The organism is Streptomyces sp. NPDC048644, from assembly GCF_043199105.1.
GTDB lineage: Bacteria > Actinomycetota > Actinomycetes > Streptomycetales > Streptomycetaceae > Streptomyces.
In genome coordinates this window covers 350606-367068 of the sequence record NZ_JBICVO010000006.1, presented here as the reverse complement: position 1 = coordinate 367068, position 16463 = coordinate 350606, and the positions used below count along the sequence as shown (strand labels likewise).

The window sequence follows — 16463 nt, the reverse complement described above, 5'->3', positions numbered from 1 at the left end:
GGCGGACTGTGGGCACAATTGTCTTGGCTCATTGAGCCTGCAACGGATGGGGAGGCAGGAACGACGGTGGCGGAACGGAGCACGGCTGCCGTCGACGTGGCCGACACAAGCGGTGAGGAACCGCTGACCGCCAAGGCGGGTAAGGCCACGGACGACGGTGCGAAGGCCGACAAGGTGTCCGACGCGGAGCAGGATGCCGCCGGCACCGATGACGCGACGGCGGCGGCCGAAACGGAGCCGCCCGAGCTGCACAGCGGCCACAAGCTCGCCAGACGCTACCGCCTCGAGGAGTGCGTCACCCGTCTGGAGGGGTTCAGCAGCTGGCGCGCGGTCGACGAGAAGCTGCGCCGGGCCGTGGGCGTGCACATCCTGCCCGCCGACCACCCGCGCGCCCGCCCCGTCCTGTCCGCCGCACGTGCCTCCGCGCTCCTCGGGGATCCCCGGTTCGTGCAGGTCCTCGACGCGGTCGAGGAGAACGATCTCGTCTACGTCGTCCACGAGTGGCTGCCGGACGCGACCGAACTGTCCGCCGTGCTCGCCGGCGGGCCGCTGGAGCCGCACGACGCCTACCAGCTCGTCAGCCAGGTCTCCCAGGCCATGGCCGCCGCGCACCGCGAGGGCCTGGCCCATCTGCGGATCAACCCCGGCTCGGTGCTGCGCACGGAATCCGGCCAGTACCGCATCCGCGGCCTCGCGGTCATGGCCGCGCTGCGCGGCATCACGTCCGACGAGCCGCAGCGCACCGACACCGAAGCCATCGGCGCGCTGCTCTACGCCGCGCTGACCCAGCGCTGGCCCTACGAGAACGACGCGTACGGCCTGTCAGGGCTGCCGAAGGGCGTCGGACTGATCGCCCCTGACCAGGTGCGGGCCGGCGTCCACCGCGGGCTGTCCGAGCTCGCCATGCGCGCAGTGGTCAACGACGGCGCCACCGCATCGCGCCAGGAACAGCCGTGCACCACCCCGGACGAGCTGGCCAAGGCAGTCGCCGCCCTGCCGCGCATCCGCCCCCCGGAGACCTCCTTCACCACTCCGCCGCCGTATCAGCGGACTCAGTACCAGCAGGGCAGCTACGGCCAGTCCGCGGCGCGCAACGGCCAGATGAACCGGGCCGCACAGCCCGTCCCCAGCCCCCCGCCGCCGTTGCAGAGCCGTACCGGCAAGGCCCTGAAGTGGGCTGTCTCCGCTCTGCTGATCGCGGCTCTGGGGCTCGGCAGCTGGCAGCTGGCGGACACCCTGCTGAAGGGCGAAAAGCAGGAGCCGCAGCCCAACTCCCAGCCGGCCCCGAAGAGCAAGGACAAGCTGACGGGCAAGCCCCTCAGCATCGTGACCGCGAAGGATTTCGACCCCGAGGGATCGGACGGCGGCGAGAACCCCGAAGAGACCGGCAAGGCGTACGACTCCGACCCGAACTCTTACTGGCCCACGTCGTCCTACCGGAACTGGCCCAACTTCGGGCGCCTCAAGAGCGGCGTCGGACTCATCCTCGACCTGGGCAAGAAGCAGCGCATCGGCAGCACCGACGTCACCTTCATCGGCGACACCTCCGTCCAGCTGCTGGCGGCGTCCAAGGACGCGACCGAGATGCCGACCACCCTCGACGCCTTCACCAAGGTGGCGGAGGGCTCCGGCAGCAAGGTGAACCTCAAGCCATCGAAGCCGCTGGAGACGCGGTACGTCCTGGTCTGGCTGACCAAGCTCCCGCAGGACACCGGTGGCGACTACCGCGGAAAGGTCACGGACATCAAGGTCATCGGCTGACGCCCATACCTGGCGCGCTGCGATCCGCCTCAGCCGACGCAGGCATCGTTTCGCGCCAGGTATCGCGTCGGCACCACGCCATCCCCCGCGTCTGCATCAGCTCACGGCAGAGAGCCGACAGCCACTCTCATTTACATTCCCTGTGCCGCAGGATTCAATGGAGCGAGATCACGCAGCTACGGCCGGGGGGCCAGTGTCCACCGAGAGCGACGAGGCTTCGCCACCAACCGACGCCGACCTCCTTGCCCTGCATGTGAAAGGCGATCCCGATGCCTTCGGGGAGATCGTCCGGCGGCATCGCGACCGTCTCTGGGCAGTGGCGATCCGCACCCTGGGTGACCGCGAAGAAGCGGCCGATGCCGTCCAGGACGCCCTGGTCTCCGCGTACCGAGCGGCCCACACCTTCCGCGGCCAGTCCGCCGTGACGACCTGGCTGCACCGGATCACCGTGAACGCCTGCCTGGACCGGGCCCGCAAGGCCGCCTCCCGGCGCACCTCTCCCATCGCCGAGACCGAGCACCTGGACCAACTCCTGGAGCCGGAGGAATCGGCCGCGCTTCCCGCGGAACGCGAGGACCTGCACCGCGAACTCCTCGGCGCTCTGCGCACGCTCCCCGAGGAACAGCGGGCCGCGCTCGTCCTCGTCGACATGCAGGGATACCCCGTCGCCGAGGCCGCGGAAATCCTGGATGTGCCCACCGGCACGGTGAAAAGCCGCTGCTCACGAGGGCGCGCCCGGCTCCTTCCCTTGGTCAGTCACCTTCGCACCGATGACGGCGACGGAAGAACGAAGGGCACGGCAAGGAACCAGGTGCCGGGGACATCCGTCCCACCGACGTCAGGACCGGAAGACACAGGTGCCGTGAAGGGCGGAGGTGGGCGAGCATGACGTCGTCAACCGGCACGGATGAGCACCCGGAGGTCGCAGAGATCTCCGACCTCACGGACGGGCTTCTTTCTCCGTCCCGCACCGTCGAACTGCGCGAGCATCTCGCCACATGTGCACTGTGTGAAGACGTCCACGCCTCTCTGGAAGAGATCCGCGGACTGCTCGGTACCCTGCCCGGACCTGTGCGGATGCCCGCGGATATCGCCGGCCGCATCGATGCCGCGTTGGCGGCCGAGGCGCTGCTCGACGCCACCTCGCCCGTCGCGGAAGCCGATGTTTCACGTGAAACGGCAGATGGCTCGGACGCTGTTTCACGTGAAACAGCCACCGAAGCCTCCCCCGCCGGCGGCTCGAGCCGACCTGCAGGGCACCCACGAGGCTCCTCAGGCCCCGGGCGGCGGCCCGGTGGCCGGACGCCCCGGGCCCGCCGGTGGCCCAGGATCCTGCTCGGCACCGCCGCAGCCGCGGCAGTGTTCAGCGTTGGCGGACTCCTCGTCCAGAACTCCACCACCACTGCCGACCACGACGGCGGACAGGACCGACCCACAACAGCGACCGGAGGCGGCAATGACGGCCTGACGTCCGCGACTCTCGGGGCACGGGTCCATGAGCTGCTCGCCTCCAAGGGCGCGCAGAAGTCTCCTGAGATCGGAACACGCAGCGAGCCGGAGACCCCGATGCGCGGGGGCGCCGACACCGTCCCCTCCTGCGTCAGCCGGGGCATCGGCCGTCCCGAGACGCCGATCGTCTCTCGCCAGAGCCGGTACGAGGGCAAGGACGCCTATCTCGTCGTGCTGCCTGCCCCTTCGGACCCCAAGCGCGTCACGGCGTACGTCGTCGACTCGTCCTGTGTCTCCGCCACGCCCCCGTCTCCCGGCAAGGTCCTGCTGACCCACTCGTACCCGCGAGACTGAACGACGGTACGTGCGCTGCGGCACGGCGGGAATGCTCGACCCGTAGGATCCGTTGGGTGGGGTGAGAGTTCCCAGAGCCCCAGCAAGCAGTCGGCAGAGACAAGGAAGACACCCGTGAGCGACGTCCGCAACGTGATCATCATCGGCTCCGGGCCCGCGGGTTACACCGCAGCGCTCTACACCGCCCGTGCGTCCCTGAAGCCGCTGATCTTCGAAGGTGCCGTCACCGCAGGCGGTGCGCTGATGAACACCACCGACGTGGAGAACTTCCCCGGCTTCCGCGAGGGCATCATGGGCCCGGACCTGATGGACAACATGCGGGCACAGGCCGAGCGCTTCGGCGCCGAGCTGGTGCCCGACGACATCGTCTCGGTCGACCTCTCCGGAGGGATCAAGACCGTCACCGACACCGCAGGCACAGTGCACCGCGCGAAGACCGTCATCGTCACCACCGGCTCGCAGCACCGCAAGCTCGGCCTGCCCCGTGAGGACGAGCTGTCCGGCCGTGGCGTCTCCTGGTGCGCCACCTGCGACGGGTTCTTCTTCAAGGACCAGGACATCGCCGTGATCGGCGGCGGCGACACCGCGATGGAGGAGGCCACCTTCCTCTCGCGCTTCGCCAAGTCGGTGACGATCGTGCACCGCCGCGACACCCTCCGGGCAAGCAAGGCCATGCAGGAGCGTGCCTTCGCCGACCCGAAGATCAAGTTCGTGTGGGACAGCGAGGTGGCCGAGATCCACGGCGACAACAAGCTGTCCGGGCTGACGCTGCGCAACCTCAAGACCGACGAGACGTCCGAGCTGCCGGTGACCGGCCTGTTCATCGCGATCGGTCACGACCCGCGCACGGAGCTCTTCAAGGACCAGCTGAAGCTGGACGACGAGGGCTACCTCAAGGTGGACGCGCCCAGCACCCGCACGAACCTCGAAGGCGTCTTCGGTGCCGGAGATGTCGTCGACCACACCTACCGTCAGGCCATCACCGCGGCCGGCACCGGCTGCTCCGCGGCACTCGACGCCGAGCGCTTCCTCGCGGCGCTGGCGGACGACCAGGCCACGCCGGAGCCCGAGAAGACCCCGGCCGTCTGACCCCTCACTTCCCCAGCTTTTCACCACCCACCCAGTAAGGAGATTGCCATGGCCGGCGCCACGGTAACCGTGACGGACGACAACTTCGAAGAGGTCGTCCTCAAGAGCGACAAGCCCGTTCTCGTGGACTTCTGGGCCACCTGGTGCGGCCCGTGCCGCCAGGTCGCCCCGTCCTTGGAGGCCATTGCCGCCGAGCACGACGAGATCGTCATCGCCAAGCTGAACACCGACGAGAACCCGGGAACCACCGCCAAGTACGGCGTCATGTCGATCCCGACCATGAACGTCTACCAGGGCGGCGAGGTCGTGAAGACCATCGTCGGCGCCAAGCCGAAGGCCGCCATCGAGCGCGACCTGTCGGATTACCTCGCCTGAGGCACGCCGTAACGTTTCACGGGAAACGGGCCCACCCCCTTGAGGGGGCGGGCCCGTTCTCTGTTCCGGCTCGTTTCACAAGGGCCGCAGTGCAGGTTCCTTCTGGACGGCGCCCAGCAGACGGTCGAGAGCCATCTCCACGTCTTCCTTCCACGAGATGGTGGATCTCAGTTCCAGCCGGAGCCGCGGAAACCGCGGGTGCGGCCGGACGGTCTTGAAGCCCACCGCGAGGAGATGATCGGCCGGCAGTACGCAGGCCGGCTCCGACCACTGGGCATCCCCGAACGCCTCGATGGCCTTGAAGCCGCGCTGGATGAGGTCCTTGGCGACCGTCTGGACCATCACCCGCCCCAGCCCTTGCCCCTGAAAGCCGGGGAGCAACCGGGCGGTCAGCAGCTGCACAGCGTCCGCGGACACCGGGCTGGTGGGGAATGCCGTGGAACGGGGCACGTAGGCGGGAGGGGCGTACAGCACGAAGCCGGCAGGCACGTCATCGACATAGACCACCCGCCCACAGGAGCCCCACTCCAGCAGCACCGCTGAGATCCAGGCTTCCTTTTCCAGGTCGGGCCGGCCTGCCTTTACCGCGGCCTCGCCGCTGACGGGGTCCAGCTCCCAGAACACACAGGAGCGGCAGCGCTTGGGGACGTCCGGAAGGTTGTCCAATGTGAGCGGTACGAGTCGACGGCCCATGGAGCCAGGTCCTCACTTCCCTCGCCTGCCGCACTGCGGCGGGCTGCCGACGCCGCCCGCTCGCCGAGCAGACCGCCGACGAACCCTCCGACGGCTGCCAGGCCGAACCCCGCGGCCAACAGTCCGGTGCGGCTCACCGATCGCATGGCTCTCTCCTGATATGAAGCGTCTCCACGTGGATGTGCCATACCGATCGCATCGTATCCACCCTTTACGGGCGCGGGTACCGCGAGAACGCAAAGGACGGGCCGTGTCCCGGTGTGTCTTCCGGACCACGGCCCGCCCTCCGAGCTCGGGTCGGCCAGCTCAGCCTTCGTCGTCGTTTTCCTCGGACGGCGACGTTCCCAGAACAGGCCCCTCGTCGGGAGCCAACGTGCCCAGGATCCGCTCCAGATCCTCCATCGAGGCGAACTCGACGACGATCTTTCCCTTCTTCTGCCCGAGGTCGACCTTCACCCGCGTCTCGAAGCGATCGGACAGCCGGGAAGCGAGACCGGTGAGCGCGGGGGAGACCCGGGTTCCCGCGCGGGGCCCCTTGGCCTTGCTCGCGCCGGCCGGCTGCGAACCCATCAGCGTGACGATCTCCTCGACCGCACGGACCGAGAGGCCCTCCGCCACGATGCGGCGGGCAAGCAGATCCTGCTCCTCCGAATCGCCGACCGACAGAAGCGCACGGGCATGCCCCGCGGAGAGCACGCCTGCCGCAACCCTGCGCTGCACGGTGGGCGACAGCTTCAGAAGGCGCAGCGTGTTGGAGACCTGCGGACGCGAACGCCCGATCCGGTCCGCCAACTCGTCATGCGTGCACTTGAAATCCTTGAGCAACTGGTCGTAGGCAGCTGCCTCTTCCAGCGGGTTGAGCTGAGCCCGGTGCAGGTTCTCCAGCAGTGCGTCGAGCAGCAGCTTCTCGTCGTTCGTTGCCCGCACGATGGCCGGGATCTTCTCCAGGCCCGCCTCACGGCACGCACGCCAACGGCGTTCGCCCATGATGAGCTCGTACCGCTCCGGTGCGGCCTGACGCACCACCACCGGCTGCAGCAGCCCCACCTCCTGAATGGAGGTGACCAGCTCCGCGAGCGCGTCCTCGTCGAAGACCTCACGCGGCTGCCGGGGGTTCGGTGTGATCGAGTCCAGCGGCAGTTCGGCGAAGTGCGCGCCGGGCACATCCTGTTCGGCAGCCGGCTCCACGTCCGCGGTGGGCGCCTCTGTTTCACGGGAAACAGAGGCAGCTGGAAGTGAGGCGACCTTTGCCGCTGCCACGCCCCGCTCGGGAGCCAGGACCGGTACGGCCGACGGCGATGTCGTTCCCCGTCCCACCGTGGGTCCGCCTTGCTCGGTGCTCTGCGGTGCCGCGGGGATCAGCGCACCGAGCCCACGGCCGAGCCCTCTACGTCGTTCGCTCACTGCGTCCCCTCCGGCGTGCTGTGCTGCGCTTCATAGTTCACACTCAGCCCCTGGCCCGCGGTCTGACCCGCGCCGCGCAGGGCAATCTCTCTGGCTGCTTCAAGGTACGAGAGCGAGCCGCTGGATCCCGGGTCGTAGGTGAGCACCGTCTGCCCGTAACTGGGCGCCTCGGAGATGCGCACCGAGCGCGGGATGCTCGTACGCAGCACCTCGTTGCCGAAGTGGCTGCGCACCTCGTCGGCGACCTGGGAAGCCAGCCGCGTACGGCCGTCGTACATGGTGAGCAGAATCGTCGAGACGTGGAGCTTGGGGTTGAGATGACCCCGCACCAGCTCGACGTTGCGGAGGAGTTGGCCCAGGCCCTCCAGCGCGTAGTACTCGCACTGAATCGGGATCAGCACCTCGGCACCGGCGACCAGAGCGTTCACGGTCAGCAGGCCGAGCGAGGGCGGACAGTCGATGAGGATGTAGTCCAGCGGCTGTTCGTACGCCTGGATCGCCCGGTCCAGGCGGCTTTCCCGCGCCACCAGCGAGACCAGCTCGATCTCGGCGCCGGCCAGGTCGATGGTGGCGGGCGCGCAGAACAGACCCTCGACGTCCGGCACCGGCTGCACCACATCGGAGAGCGGCTTGCTCTCCACCAACACGTCGTAGATCGACGGCACTTCGGCGTGGTGGTCGATTCCCAGCGCGGTGGAGGCGTTGCCCTGGGGATCGAGATCGACGACGAGCACGCGGGCTCCGTGCAGCGCCAAGGAGGCGGCCAGGTTCACCGTGGTCGTGGTCTTGCCAACCCCACCCTTCTGGTTGGCGACCACCATGACGCGTGTCTGTTCAGGCCGCGGCAGCGCCTCACCCGCGCGGCCAACTGTCTCCACCGCCAACTGAGCTGCACGACCGATCGGGGTGTCGTCCATCGGGGGTGGCGTTTCACGTGAAACATCCTCCCCGAGCGACTCGCTTCGGGGACCGGGGACCGGATCGGTCATCGGTCCCGCGATGTTGGCGTCGGACCGCACGGATTCACTCTCCTCGACATCAGGCTCGCAATGTTCAGAGCCTGCCATGCTTTCGGTACCACGAACCAGTGAGGTCCGTTCTCCTGTGGATGAATCCACTTCTGTGGATACTTCAGTGACCCGTGTGGGTTTGCGGTCGCGTGGCGCGGAAGCCGCTCGACCACGCCCGATGATCCCTTGCAACAGAGAACGACGTTTCACGTGAAACACGATGCCAGCGTCGCGCCCGATTGAGCCGCGACACTCCGCCTCATGCCCATTTGGTCGCCTTTGCGGCACGTGCCGCCACCCGCCCGCTGTCGGGCACGTGCTCTGATCCGTATCGGGCTGCGCGCCCCCGCGTCAGCGGCGTCGCGCCCGCGAAACCCGGCTCGCCCGCGCCGCCTTCGCCCGCTTGGCAGCGAAGCGCACACCGCCGGGGCTCTCGCCCACCTCGACACGCACCACGGTCGAGAGCGGATCCACGATCCCCTCGCCGACCTGCACCACCGAGGTCGCCACCACGCCGAGCTTGCTCAGCGCGGCGCGCGCACCCTTCAGCTCCTCCTCCGCGGCATCGCCCTTGAGCGCCAGCATCTGTCCGTAAGGACGCAGCAGCGGCACTCCCCAGCCGGCGAGCCGGTCGAGCGGGGCAACGGCTCGCGCGGTCACCACGTGCACCTGCGGCAGCTTCCCCATGACTTCCTCGGCGCGCCCCCGTACGACGGTGACGTGGTCGAGGCCGAGCAGTTCGACGACCTCCTGAAGAAAGTTCGTACGCCGCAGCAGCGGCTCCAGGAGCGTGATCTTCAGGTCCGGACGCACCAAGGCCAGCGGGATGCCGGGCAGTCCGGCGCCCGAGCCCACGTCACAGACCGAGACGCCCTCGGGAACCACCTCGGAGAGCACCGCGCAATTGAGCAGGTGCCGCTCCCACAGCCTCGGCACCTCACGCGGGCCGATCAGCCCTCGTGTCACACCGGCGTCGGCGAGCAGTTCGCCGTACCGCACGGCCTCCGCAAAGCGCTCACCGAATACCTCCTGCGCCTCTTTCGGCGCGGGAGGGAGCTCCGCTGCTGCCTCCGTCACGGGAACCGCCCTTCCTCTGGACTGCTGATGCTGCCGGGAACCGGGGATATGTCCCCCGGGATAACACAGAAGGCTGACAAGTTTTGGCCCCGCCTGCGAGCAGACGGGGCCAAAGACATCTGGATGTGTGGAGCTGGGTCAGGCCGGGAGGACAACCACTCGGCGCTCCGGCTCCTCGCCCTCCGACTCACTGCGCAGACCCGCCGCCGCCACGGCGTCGTGGACGACCTTGCGCTCGAACGGCGTCATCGGGTCCAGCTTCACCGGCTGGCCGGTGCTCTGGGCCTCTTCCGCCGCCTTCGCACCCAGCGCGGCCAGTTCCTCGCGCTTCCGCGCCCGGAAGCCGGCGACGTCGAGCATCAGGCGGCTGCGGTCGCCGGTCTCGCGGTGCACCGCGAGGCGGGTCAGCTCCTGCAGCGCCTCCAGCACCTCACCGTCGCGGCCCACCAGCTTCTGAAGGTCGCGGCTGGTCGAGTCGCTGATGATCGACACCGCGGCGCGGTCGGCCTCGACGTCCATGTCGATGTCGCCATCGAGATCCGCGATGTCCAGCAGGCCCTCGAGGTAGTCGGCGGCGATCTCCCCTTCCTGCTCCAGGCGGGTCAGGGTGTCGGTGCCCTCGGCGGCAGGGGTCGTGTCCGTCACGAAAGGACTCCTTCTTACTTCTTGGACGGGTGCTTGGGGCGCTGCTGGCCCTTGCGCTGTCCGGACTTGGTGGTGCGGGATCCGGAGGAGCTGCCCTTCTCGGCAGAGCCGCCCTTCCCCTTGCCGCTCTGCGTGGTCTTGCTGTCCTGCGGGGCCTTCTTCTCCAGCGACTGCTTCTTCGAGGCGTCCTGGTCGGTGGCCCCGGACTGCGAGCCGGCCCGGGTGCGCGCACCCGGCGTGCCTGCGGGACGTGCACCGCCGGCGGGGGCGGACGTCTGCCGCTTGGACTTCGGCTGCCGCTTGGGCTGCTGGCGGTTCTGCCGGGCTTCCTCGGCGGCCTGCTTCGCCTCGATCTCGGCCGGGTCCTCGACGATCTTGCCCTTGGCCCGCAGCCGCTCCTGGCGCTCGGTGAACGCCTTGCTGCCGGGGGTGGGGTTACGACGGATGACGAACATCTGCTGGCCCATGGTCCACACGTTGGTGGTCAGCCAGTAGATGAGAACACCGACGGGGAAGTTGATGCCGAAGACGGCGAACATGACGGGGAAGACGTACATCAGCATCTTCTGCTGCTGCATGAACGGCGTCTTCACCGTGAGGTCGACGTTCTTGGTCATCAGCTGGCGCTGCGTGTAGAACTGCGAGCCCGACATCAGCACGATCATGATGATCGTGACCACCCGGACGTCGACCAGCGAAGCACCCAGGGACTGGATCTTCTCGGCGCTGTCCATGAACTTCGCGGCCAGCGGGGCACCGAAGATGTGGGCCTTCTGCGCGCTCTGGAGAAGCGCCGGGTCGATGACACCGACGGTCTTGTTCTGCGCGATGTGGCTGAGGACCTGGTACAGCGAGATGAAGAACGGCGACTGGGCCAGAATCGGGAGACAGCTCGAGAGCGGGTTGGTGCCCGTCTCCTTGTAGAGCTTCATCATCTCTTCGGACTGGCGCTGCTTGTCGCTCTTGTAGCGCTCCTGGATGGCCTTCATCTTCGGCTGGAGCGCCTGCATGTTCCGCGTCGACTTGATCTGCTTCACGAAGAGCGGGATCAGGCAGACGCGGATCAGGACCACCAGCGAGACGATGGACAGCCCCCACGCCGCGCCACTGTTCTCGTCAAAAATGAGGCTGTAGAACGAGTGGAACTGGACAATGATCCAGGAAACAGCGTAATAGAGAGGTTTGAGGATCGTGTCCACGAATCAGGCTCCTTGGGCGTTGGGCTGAGTCTCGGGCTGGGCGACGGGCTCAGGGACGGCAGTCCCGCCCAGGCGGCTCCTCAGCCGCTGATGCCAAACCGGATGCTTCCGGGGAGGAACGTGGTCGACGCCACCGAGCGACCACGGGTTGCAACGCAGGATGCGCCAGGCAGTCAACGCAGTCCCTTTTACCGCGCCGTGCCGGTCGATGGCCGTGTAGCCATAGTGCGAGCACGACGGGTAGTACTTGCAGACCGGGCCCAGCAAGGGGCTGATGGTCCACTGATACAGCTTGATCAACAGCAGCAGCGGGTACTTCACTGTGCGCTCCCTCCCGGTTCCCGACCGGGGATCCGAGGGTTGCCCCCCGTGGGATTGCCACTGCGCGGTACCCCACCCAGCAGCCGCTCCAAGGCGGCGTCCAGGTCACGGGCCAACTGTTCATGGCCCGACTCACCCGCACCGGGCAGCGCCCGTACGACAACCAGGCTACCGGCGGGCAGCCGGTACAGCCGGTCGCGCAGGAGATGGCGCAGCCGGCGCTTGACCTTGTTGCGGACGACGGCGCCCCCAACGGCCTTGCTCACGACGAAACCCGCACGCGCGGGGGAAACGTGTTCCCCCGCTGCGTGCGGGTCCGTTGCACCGCTACGAAAATGAACGACAAGGAGCGGGCGCCCGGCCCTGCGTCCCCGGCGTACCGCGGTCGCAAAGTCCTCGCGCCGCCTCAGCCGATGCTCGGTAGGCAGCACGTCATGGACCTAGGGTCTGGCTGCTCAGGCCGACAGGCTGGAGCGGCCCTTGCCACGACGCGAGGCCAGGATGGCGCGGCCGGCGCGGGTCCGCATGCGCAGACGGAAGCCGTGGGTCTTCGCGCGGCGACGGTTGTTCGGCTGGAAGGTGCGCTTGCTCACTCGGGGGCTCCAGGAATACTTGTTGCCTCATGCGAGACAGATGTGGGGCGTCGACTGGCTGTCACCGTGCGCCCACGAGTAGCTCGCAACGCCCAAGTGCACCGCTTCATGACCACTGAGAGTGATCTTTGCCCATCGGAGGCAGGCGGCAGCAGCCATCGACAACTCGACCTGGTCACGGTACGCGCGGCTACGCCATCCGGTCAAACCGGTGGTACCGGGCCCCGTGCGGGACTCTTGTCAGGACACACTATGCACAGCCTGTGGACAACGACTTGAATCCCCAGGCCCGGCCTGACTACCGTGGCCGAACCCCGATTCCTTCCCGCCCGTCCTGAGAATCACACATTCGTGGGACTGCTGAGAGAGCGTGCCCCGTGGCTGATGTACCTGCCGATCTTGCCGCAGTGTGGCCGCGCGTCCTCGAGCACCTCCTACGGGCGGACGGCGACGGCCTCAAGCCCAAGGACCAGGACTGGCTCAAGCGGACGCAGCCGCTGGCGCTGGTCGCCGACACCGCGCTGCTCGCCGTCCCCAATGAATTCGCCAAGGGCGTGCTCGAAGGCCGGCTGGCACCGCTGATCGGCGAGGCACTCAGCCACGAGTGCGGGCGTCCGATCCGAATCGCGATCACGGTCGACGACTCCGCCGAAGAACCGTCGGCTCCGCAGGCACCCCCGCAGTACCAGCAGCCGCAGCAGCACCAGGGCCAACAGCAGCAGTCGCATCCGCAGCAGCCGCCGCAGCAGCACGATGCCTATGACGGCTACGACAACAGGCAGGGCTACAGCCGTCAGGGCGACGAACTGCCGAACGTCCGGCCCGCCTACCCCGACTATCAGCAGCAGCACCAGCAGCCCCGCCACGAGCCCGGTTCCTGGCCGCAGCACTCCTCGTCCATGGGCGCAGGCCCGCGCGAGGAGTACGGCTGGCAGCAGCAGCGCCTCGGCGGCTTCCCCGAGCGCGATCCGTACGCCTCGCCGCCGCCGTCACACATACAGCAGCAGCACCCCCAGCATCAGCAGCCGCAGAACGACTACCGCCAGCAGGGGCCCGAGCGCTCCGGCGGGCCGCAGCACGGGGACGGCCGGGGGCCGTACGACCAGCAGCCGCCGCGCCGCGACCGCTCCGAGCACCAGCCCCCGCACGGCCGGCATCTCGACCCCGGCTCCCAGCTGCCCGCCCCCAGTGGTGCGCCGAGTCCGCTCGCCGCGCAGCCTGCGCCCGCGACGGGCCCCGGAGAGCCGACCGCCAGGCTGAATCCGAAGTACCTCTTCGACACCTTCGTCATCGGCGCGTCGAACCGCTTCGCGCACGCCGCTGCGGTCGCCGTCGCCGAAGCGCCGGCCAAGGCGTACAACCCGCTGTTCATCTACGGCGAGTCCGGCCTCGGCAAGACGCACCTGCTGCACGCGATCGGGCACTACGCGCGGAGCCTGTACCCGGGCACCCGGGTGCGGTACGTGAGCTCGGAGGAGTTCACCAACGAGTTCATCAACTCCATCCGCGACGGCAAGGCGGACGCGTTCCGCAAGCGCTACCGCGACATGGACATCCTGCTCGTCGACGACATCCAGTTCCTGGCGAGCAAGGAGTCGACGCAGGAGGAGTTCTTCCACACCTTCAATACGCTGCACAACGCGAACAAGCAGATCGTGCTGTCCAGTGACCGGCCGCCCAAGCAGCTGGTCACCCTGGAGGACCGGCTGCGCAACCGCTTCGAGTGGGGTCTGATCACCGACGTCCAGCCGCCCGAGCTGGAGACCCGGATCGCGATCCTCCGCAAGAAGGCGGTCCAGGAGCAGCTGAACGCCCCGCCGGAGGTGCTGGAGTTCATCGCCTCGCGGATCTCGCGCAACATCCGTGAGCTGGAGGGCGCGCTGATCCGGGTCACCGCGTTCGCCTCACTCAACCGGCAGCCGGTGGACCTGGGCCTGACCGAGATCGTGCTCAAGGACCTCATCCCGGGCGGTGAGGACGCGGCACCGGAGATCACGGCGACGGCGATCATGGCGGCGACCGCGGACTACTTCGGGCTGACCGTCGACGACCTCTGCGGGTCCTCGCGCAGCCGGGTCCTGGTGACGGCCCGCCAGATCGCCATGTACCTCTGCCGGGAGCTGACCGATCTCTCGCTGCCGAAGATCGGCGCGCAGTTCGGCGGCCGTGACCATACGACGGTGATGCACGCCGACCGCAAGATCCGGGCGCTGATGGCCGAGCGCCGCTCGATCTACAACCAGGTCACCGAGCTGACCAACCGCATCAAGAACGGCTGACGCGCGGGGCGGGAGCCCGTACGGGCCGCCGCTGCCGCGCTCCAGGGCGCTTCGGGACGGGTTCCCGGGGCGCCCTTCGCCGTACGGGCTCCTGCGGCGGCGGCAGCGCTCCCGCCGGGGCCTCCCGGGCAGCGGTGTGCGGTCCTCCGAACGCCGGATCCGGCCTTCCTGACCCCGCCCGCCGTCGTCCCGAACCTGTGGAAGGCACCGGCTCTGTTCGATTCCGCGCCAGGTCACGGCCTCTCTCCACAGATTGGGCAAGAATCTTCCGTCCACACCCTGGGGACTGGAAAGTTATCCCTGTGGGATCCACAGGCCGGTGTCCTGACGGATCATCGGACGAGGTCAGAGGGCTGGGGATTTGTGGTCAACCGTAATCCACAGGCTGTGGACGAAGGATCTGTCCACAGAGGTGGATTTCACTTGTCCACCGGCTGCCCACAGGTGAGCGAGGGTTGTCCCCAGCTTCTCCACACCCCTGTCCACTGTTCGGCAACGCAACACCCGCCCTCACCGTGCCGAGTGAAAGCGGTCACACCAAGGTGGTGGGTTGGGCTGTGGGGAACGTGGGTAAAACTGGGGACGGCGCTGGGGAGAAGTGGCCCTCGCCTGTGTATCGGGTGTGCAGAACTTCGGGCGGTCCACAGAGAGCCCGGGTTATCCACGACCGCCACCCACAGGGCCGGTGGACAAAAAATCCGCGTTGACCTGCGAAAAAGCAGTTGTCCACGGTTTCCACAGGCCCTACTACTACGACCACGGATATCTACCGGGGAACTCGCTCGGAAACGGGGCCTGTGCACAACTCGGGTCCGGAGCGCCGACCGCCCGTCGAGTCGACTTGACCCCGAGCAGCACCGACTGTCGGTGGCGTGCGTCAGACTGGTCTCCGGCAACTCAGCCGACGACGAAAGCCAGCAGGGCGAGAGCCAGCAACAGCAGGAGGCGGTTTCCGGTGAAGATCCGGGTGGAGCGCGATGTACTCGCGGAGGCAGTGGCCTGGGCGGCCAAGAGCCTCCCGGCCCGTCCGCCGGTGCCCGTCCTCGCGGGCCTGCTGCTGAAGACGGAGGACGGCACCCTGTGCCTCTCCGGCTTCGATTACGAGGTCTCGGCACGCGTCTCGGTGGACGCCGAGGTGGAAGAAGAGGGCACGGTCCTCGTCTCCGGCCGGCTGCTCGCCGACATCTGCCGCGCCCTCCCCAACCGCCCGGTGGAGATTTCCACCGACGGTGTACGCGTGACCGTCGTCTGCGGCTCCTCCCGCTTCACCCTCCACACACTGCCTGTGGAGGAGTACCCGGCCCTGCCGACGATGCCCACCGCCACCGGCACCGTCCCCGGTGAGGTCTTCGCCGCTGCCGCCGCCCAGGTGGCCATCGCCGCCGGCCGTGACGACACCCTTCCGGTGCTGACCGGTGTGCGGATCGAGATCGAGGGCGACACCGTCACCCTGGCCTCCACCGACCGCTACCGCTTCGCCGTCCGCGAGTTCCTGTGGAAGCCGGAGAACCCGGACGCGTCCGCCGTCGCGCTGGTACCCGCCAAGACGCTGCTGGACACCGCCAAGTCGCTGAGCAGTGGCGACACCGTGACGCTGGCGCTGTCCGGCTCCGGTTCGGGTGAGGGCCTGATCGGTTTCGAGGGGGCCGGGCGCCGTACGACCACCCGGCTGCTGGAGGGCGACCTCCCGAAGTACCGCACGCTCTTCCCGACCGAGTTCAACTCCGTGGCGGTGATCGAGACCGCGCCGTTCGTCGAGGCGGTCAAGCGCGTGGCGCTGGTGGCGGAGCGGAACACCCCGGTCCGGCTGAGCTTCGAGCAGGGTGTGCTCATCCTGGAGGCCGGCTCCAGCGACGATGCACAGGCTGTGGAGCGCGTCGACGCGGACCTGGAGGGCGACGACATCTCGATCGCCTTCAACCCCGGCTTCCTCCTGGAGGGCCTGTCGGCCATCGACTCCCCGGTGGCCCAGCTGTCCTTCACGACCTCGACGAAGCCCGCGCTGCTCAGCGGCCGGCCCGCGAAGGACGCCGAGGCGGACGACGCGTACAAGTACCTGATCATGCCGGTGCGGCTCTCGGGCTGACGGCCTGCGGCCGGGGCATCAGCCTGCGCGGCCCCGCCCGGCGATCGGTCAGGGCGGCGCCGCGCGGGGGCTGCCCTGACCGGTCCAGGACCCCTTGGGGCGACCGGCTTATGAGCGCTTGAGCCCAC

15 protein-coding genes and 1 pseudogene are annotated in these 16463 nt (G+C 68.3%); 7 read left to right on the top strand and 9 right to left on the bottom strand.

From position 1 onward, the window contains the following. The first annotated feature begins 66 nt into the window (after positions 1 to 66). The 5 genes from ACGFNI_RS16730 to trxA all read left to right on the top strand — a co-directional run bounded on the left by ACGFNI_RS16730 (position 67) and on the right by trxA (position 5028). Positions 67 to 1761, top strand: a complete 1695-nt coding sequence (locus ACGFNI_RS16730) for a protein kinase family protein (protein WP_393684400.1) — start codon at positions 67 to 69, stop codon at positions 1759 to 1761. 193 nt (positions 1762 to 1954) lie between these two features. Continuing rightward, positions 1955 to 2650 carry an RNA polymerase sigma factor SigM gene (gene sigM, locus ACGFNI_RS16725; protein ID WP_393684398.1) on the top strand — a complete coding sequence of 232 codons (696 nt, stop codon included), beginning with the start codon at positions 1955 to 1957 and terminating at the stop codon, positions 2648 to 2650. Then, positions 2647 to 3564 carry an anti-sigma factor family protein gene (locus tag ACGFNI_RS16720; RefSeq protein ID WP_393684396.1) on the top strand — a complete coding sequence of 306 codons (918 nt, stop codon included), beginning with the start codon at positions 2647 to 2649 and terminating at the stop codon, positions 3562 to 3564. Before sigM ends, ACGFNI_RS16720 begins: the two co-directional genes overlap by 4 nt. A gap of 114 nt (positions 3565 to 3678) precedes the next feature. Beyond that, on the top strand, positions 3679 to 4653 hold the full coding sequence (gene trxB, locus ACGFNI_RS16715; protein ID WP_393684395.1) for a thioredoxin-disulfide reductase: 975 nt from the start codon (positions 3679 to 3681) through the stop codon (positions 4651 to 4653). Positions 4654 to 4701: 48 nt separating this feature from the next. Continuing rightward, positions 4702 to 5028, top strand: coding sequence for a thioredoxin (trxA, locus tag ACGFNI_RS16710; protein ID WP_227047927.1), 327 nt, complete (start codon positions 4702 to 4704; stop codon positions 5026 to 5028). Positions 5029 to 5103: 75 nt separating this feature from the next. On the opposite strand, the gene ACGFNI_RS16705 is transcribed toward trxA, so the two are convergent. The 9 genes and pseudogenes from ACGFNI_RS16705 to rpmH form a co-directional block, all read right to left on the bottom strand. Continuing rightward, positions 5104 to 5721, bottom strand: coding sequence for a GNAT family N-acetyltransferase (locus ACGFNI_RS16705; RefSeq protein WP_393684393.1), 618 nt, complete (start codon positions 5719 to 5721; stop codon positions 5104 to 5106). 306 nt (positions 5722 to 6027) lie between these two features. Further along, on the bottom strand, positions 6028 to 7125 hold the full coding sequence (locus ACGFNI_RS16700; RefSeq protein WP_393684391.1) for a ParB/RepB/Spo0J family partition protein: 1098 nt from the start codon (positions 7123 to 7125) through the stop codon (positions 6028 to 6030). Continuing rightward, on the bottom strand, positions 7122 to 8192 hold the full coding sequence (locus ACGFNI_RS16695; protein ID WP_393684390.1) for an AAA family ATPase: 1071 nt from the start codon (positions 8190 to 8192) through the stop codon (positions 7122 to 7124). The genes ACGFNI_RS16700 and ACGFNI_RS16695 overlap by 4 nt, the downstream gene beginning before the upstream one ends. A gap of 294 nt (positions 8193 to 8486) precedes the next feature. Further along, positions 8487 to 9212, bottom strand: coding sequence for a 16S rRNA (guanine(527)-N(7))-methyltransferase RsmG (gene rsmG, locus ACGFNI_RS16690; RefSeq protein WP_393684388.1), 726 nt, complete (start codon positions 9210 to 9212; stop codon positions 8487 to 8489). Between the two features lie 138 nt (positions 9213 to 9350). Further along, a complete protein-coding gene (locus tag ACGFNI_RS16685) occupies positions 9351 to 9857 on the bottom strand; it encodes a protein jag (RefSeq protein ID WP_393684386.1) in 507 nt (168 codons plus the stop codon). A 14-nt stretch (positions 9858 to 9871) separates the two neighbouring features. Further along, positions 9872 to 11056 carry a membrane protein insertase YidC gene (gene yidC / locus ACGFNI_RS16680; protein WP_393684384.1) on the bottom strand — a complete coding sequence of 395 codons (1185 nt, stop codon included), beginning with the start codon at positions 11054 to 11056 and terminating at the stop codon, positions 9872 to 9874. Between the two features lie 3 nt (positions 11057 to 11059). Next, the gene (gene yidD / locus ACGFNI_RS16675; protein WP_393684382.1) at positions 11060 to 11377 is read right to left on the bottom strand and encodes a membrane protein insertion efficiency factor YidD; all 318 of its coding nucleotides are present in this window, start codon (positions 11375 to 11377) and stop codon (positions 11060 to 11062) included. A 62-nt stretch (positions 11378 to 11439) separates the two neighbouring features. Beyond that, positions 11440 to 11808 (bottom strand): annotated as a pseudogene (gene rnpA / locus ACGFNI_RS16670) (ribonuclease P protein component); the annotation flags it as partial. Between the two features lie 24 nt (positions 11809 to 11832). Next, a complete protein-coding gene (gene rpmH, locus ACGFNI_RS16665) occupies positions 11833 to 11970 on the bottom strand; it encodes a 50S ribosomal protein L34 (RefSeq protein WP_143940007.1) in 138 nt (45 codons plus the stop codon). 377 nt (positions 11971 to 12347) lie between these two features. Between rpmH and dnaA the strand changes: the two genes are divergently transcribed. Both dnaA and dnaN read left to right on the top strand, forming a co-directional pair. After that, positions 12348 to 14249, top strand: coding sequence for a chromosomal replication initiator protein DnaA (dnaA, locus tag ACGFNI_RS16660; protein ID WP_393684380.1), 1902 nt, complete (start codon positions 12348 to 12350; stop codon positions 14247 to 14249). Positions 14250 to 15204: 955 nt separating this feature from the next. Further along, complete coding sequence (gene dnaN, locus ACGFNI_RS16655) at positions 15205 to 16335, top strand: DNA polymerase III subunit beta (RefSeq protein WP_393684378.1); 1131 nt, start codon at positions 15205 to 15207, stop codon at positions 16333 to 16335. Positions 16336 to 16463: the final 128 nt, after the last annotated feature.